The organism is Deltaproteobacteria bacterium, assembly GCA_003696105.1.
Lineage (GTDB): Bacteria > Myxococcota_A > Polyangia > Haliangiales > J016 > J016.
In genome coordinates, this window is sequence record RFGE01000148.1 from 1 (window position 1) to 4,159 (window position 4,159).

General features: G+C 74.3%; 4 protein-coding genes. 3 read left to right on the forward strand and 1 reads right to left on the reverse strand.

Going from position 1 to position 4,159, the window contains the following annotated elements; genetic code table 11:
* The 3 genes from D6689_10030 to D6689_10040 all read left to right on the forward strand — a co-directional run.
* A partial coding sequence (locus D6689_10030; GenBank protein RMH41838.1) for a hypothetical protein occupies positions 1-208 on the forward strand: 208 nt, incomplete at its 5' end.
* On the forward strand, positions 208-1,173 hold the full coding sequence (locus D6689_10035) for a hypothetical protein (protein RMH41839.1): 966 nt from the start codon (positions 208-210) through the stop codon (positions 1,171-1,173). The genes D6689_10030 and D6689_10035, both read left to right, overlap by 1 nt.
* Positions 1,158-3,866, forward strand: a complete 2,709-nt coding sequence (locus D6689_10040) for a hypothetical protein (protein ID RMH41840.1) — start codon at positions 1,158-1,160, stop codon at positions 3,864-3,866. The genes D6689_10035 and D6689_10040 overlap by 16 nt, the downstream gene beginning before the upstream one ends.
* 8 nt (positions 3,867-3,874) lie before the next feature.
* On the opposite strand, the gene D6689_10045 is transcribed toward D6689_10040, so the two are convergent.
* Positions 3,875-4,159 carry a CBS domain-containing protein gene (locus tag D6689_10045; protein RMH41841.1) on the reverse strand — a complete coding sequence of 95 codons (285 nt, stop codon included), beginning with the start codon at positions 4,157-4,159 and terminating at the stop codon, positions 3,875-3,877.

Here is a 4,159-nt window from a genome sequence, read left to right on the forward strand (position 1 = left end):
CGACTTCCCCGACATGGAGTGGATCCAGGTGACCTGCGCGCACATCGACTGCGATCGACCCCAGCGGTTCTTTGGCGACGGCGAGATCCTCGCCGTCGGCAGCGCGTTCGCCACGCGCGTGGCGCCGATGGCGGTGCGGCTGATGGCCCCGCCCGCGCCCGAGCCGGTCGTCGCCCCGATCGCGGCGCCGCTGGCGGAGGTGGCGTGATGCGGTCGTTGGCGGGCAGCCGCGGCGCGCCGCTGTGGCCGTCGCCGTCGCGGTTTCGCGCCTACCTCGCGGAGCGGTTTCCGGTGCCGGTCACTGCAGCGCTGGCCGCTGCGGTCGCGGCGGGCGCGTATGCCGCCGCACAGGCGGACGCGTTGCGCGCCGGTGCGCCGCTGTCGGTCGACGGCGCGCTCGCCGGCGGGGCGGTGTGCGCGTTCCTGTTTCTGTTCTTGCTGCGCGTGTTCGACGAGCACAAGGACTTCGAGCACGACGCGGCGACGCGGCCCGACCGGCCGGTGCCGCGCGGCCTGGTGACGCTCGAGCAGCTCCGCGCCGTCGGCGCGGTGGCCGTGGCGATGCAAGTCGCCATCGCGGCGGCGGCCGGTCCCCGCGCGGCGCTGCTGTACCTCGCCGTGCTCGCCTACTCGGGGCTCATGTTCGTCGAGTTCTTCGCGCCCGCGTGGCTGTCGGCGCGCATCGGGCTGTACGCGGTGTCGCATTCGGCGGTGATGTCGGTCCTCGCCGTCGCGCTCGGCGCGCGCTATGCGGCCTCGGCGGTCGCGCCGGCGGACCTCGCGGCCTACGCTGCGGCGATGTTGCCGGCATTCGTGGCAGTCGACGTGCTGCGCAAGACGTGGGCACCGGAGGCCGAGATCGCCGGCGTGGACAGCTATTCGCGGCGGCTCGGCGTGCGCGGGGCGGGCGCGCTCGGCGGGGCGTTGCTCGCGGCCAGCGCGGTTGCCGGCGGCTGGGTCGGCGTGCGCCTCGGCGGCGGCGCGGGCTGGCTCGCGGGGATCGCGGCGGTGACCGCCTGGGGTTGGATCGAGATCGCGCGGTTCTGCCGGCGCCCGGCGGCGTCGGGCCACAAGCGGCTCGAGACGGTGGCCGGCGTTCACGCGCTCGCGGTGGCGGCCGGCCCGGCGATCGCGGCGGCCGTCGCGCACGGCGCGGTATGGGGGACGCCATGATCGTGTGGCCGGAGGCGGAGCGGCTGTCGGTCGACACGGTCGGCGGCAAGGCCTACAGCCTCGCGCGGCTCGATCGCGCCGGAGCCGGCCGCGTCCCGCGGTGGTTCGCCGTGTCCGCCGACGTGTTCGACGCGGCGATCGACCGGGCCGGCGTTCGCGCCGACATCGATGCGGCGCTGACCGCGTTGTTCGCCGCGCCGGCCGCGGACGCCGCCGCGGTCGACGCCTGTGCGGCGGCGCTGGCCGAGCCGCTCGCTCGGCTGCGCCTGGACGACGCGACCGCACGCGCGATCGCCGTGGCCTACGCGGCACTCGGCGGCGGCGAGGTGGCGGTCCGTTCGTCCGCCGTCGACGAGGATGGGGCCGAGCGCTCGTTCGCCGGCTGCCTCGGCACCAGTCTGTGCGTGTCGGGGGCCGACGCCGTGCGCGCTGCCGTGGTCGACTGCTGGCGCTCGGCGCTGTCGGCCCGGTCGCTGGCGTACCGCGCGGCGCGTGGCGCACTCTGCGATCCGGTGCGCGTCGCCGTGGTCGTGCAACGAATGATCGACGGCGACGTCTCCGGTGTGTTGTTCACCGCCGATCCGACGACGGGCGAGCGCGACCGCGCCGTCGTGTCGGCCACCTGGGGCCTCGGCGAGGGCGTCGTATCCGGCCGGCTCGCGTGTGACTCGTACGCCGTCGCACGCGACGGCACGGTGGTGGACCGCGACGTCGCCGACAAGGCGCAGGCCGTCGTGCGCGCTCCCGGCGGCGGCACGCACGAGGTCGACGTCGCGCCCGAACGCCGGTCGGCGCCGTGTCTGTCCGACGACCAGCTCGCCGCGCTGGCTGCGCTCGGACGCCGCGTCGAGGCGGCATGGGGCGCGCCGGTCGACATCGAATGGACCTGGTCGGCCGACGGACCATGGTTGTTGCAGGCGCGTCCGATCACGACGGTCCCGCCGCCGGCCCGGCGCGGCGCCGGCCGCGAGCGCCTGTGGGACAACTCGAACATCATCGAGAGCTACGACGGCGTCACCACGCCGCTGACCTACAGCTTTGCTCGGCGCGCCTACGCCATGGTCTATCGCCAGGCGTTCGAACTGCTCGGAACGCCCCGCGCCGAGTTGGACGCGCACGCGCGCACGTTCGAGCAGATGATCGGGCTGTTGCGCGGGCGCGTCTATTACAACCTCGAGTCGTGGTACGCGCTGCTCCGGCTGTTACCGGGGTACAAGTTCAACGCCGAGTTCATGGAACAGATGATGGGCGTGTCCGAGCGCGCGGATTTCGCGCCGGCGCCGCGCCCGTCGGCCGCGCGCCGCTGGGGCGTCGAGCTGCCGCGCGCGCTGTCGTCGGCCGCCGTGCTCGCAGCGCGCTTCGCGCGCGCCGAGGCGCTCGTGGCCGAGTTCTTCCGCTACTTCGACCGCACGCACGCCGAACTCACCGCCGTCGCGCTGGACGCGCTGGATTTCGACGGTCTCGCCGACCTCTACCTCGAGGCCGAACGGCGGCTGATGGCTCACTGGCAGGCGCCGATCGTCAACGACATCCTGGCGATGGTGTTCTTCGGCGCCCTGCGCAAGGCGCTCGCGGCGTGGGGGGCGGAGGACGACAACTTGCACAACGATCTGCTCTGCGGCACGGGCGGGCTGCTGTCGGCCGAGCCGACCCGCGATCTGCTCGCGCTGGCGGAGGACGTTCGCCGCGACCCGGACGCCTGCGCGCTGCTGAGGCGCGAGACCGCGGCGGGCGCGCGCGCTGCGGTCGAGGCGGACGACCGATTCGGCTGGCTGCGCGTGCGCATCGCGGCCCACGTCGAACGCTACGGGGATCGCTGCGTCGACGAACTCAAGCTCGAACAGCCGACGCTGCGCGACGACCCGACCTTCGTCTACGCGACCTTGCAGAGCTACCTGGCCGCGCCGCCGGTGACGGTCGCGGAACTCGACGAGCGCGAGGCCGACATCCGGCGCGACGCCGAGCGCCGCGCGTTCGCGCTCGTCGGGCGCAGCGCGGTCCGGCGCCGCACGCTCGCGTGGCTGGTGGACCGCGCCCGGCGCCACGTCCGCCACCGGGAGAACCTGCGGTTTTGCCGAACGCGCGCGTTCGCTTTGGTGCGGTCGATCGTCGTCGCGATGGGCGAGCGGTTGGCGGCAGCGGGGGTGATCGACCGCCGCGACGACGTGTTCTATCTCGAGATCGACGAGCTGATCGCGTTCGCGCGCGGCACGGCGACCACCACCGATCTGCGCGGGCTCGCCGGCGTTCGCCGTCGCGAGTTCGACGCGCACCGCGCCGCTGCGGCGCCGCCGGAGCGATTGCGCACGCGAGGTGCCGTGTACCTCGATCGGGTCGCGCTCGCGCCGGCGGTTGCGCGCGCGGACGCGGTCGCCGCGGGGGACGCCATCGTCGGCGTCGGCGCGTCGCCCGGCGTGGCGCGCGCGCCCGTACGCCTCGTGCGCGATCCGCGAGGCGCGCGGATCGCGGGAGACGTGCTGGTCGCCAATCGGACGGACCCGGGCTGGGTGCCGCTGTTTCCGAGCGCGGCCGCGGTCGTCGTCGAGCGGGGCAGCGTGCTGTCGCATTCGGCGATCGTGGCGCGCGAGCTGGGCATCCCCTGCGTCGTCGGCGCGCGGGACGCGCTCGCGCGACTTCGCGACGGCCAGCTCGTCGAGGTCGACGGCACGGCCGGCCGCGTTACGGCTCTGTAGCCGCGTCGCTACGCGGGTTCGTCCGACAACAGGTCGTGCGCGATCCGCACGAAGTCCGACTCTGTCACCAGCCCGACGAGGTGGCCGTCGTCGCCGAGCACCGGCAGCGCGCCGATCTTGTGCTCGAGCATCAGTTCGGCTGCTTCCGCCGCCGTCGTGTCCTCCGTGCAGGTGATGAGCCGCTTGGACATGACGTCGCCGATGCGCACCGACTCGATGTCGGCCTGGCCGAGCGCGCGCAGCACGTCGCGGTTCGACAGGATACCGACCAGCTTGCCGCGGTCGTCGACCAC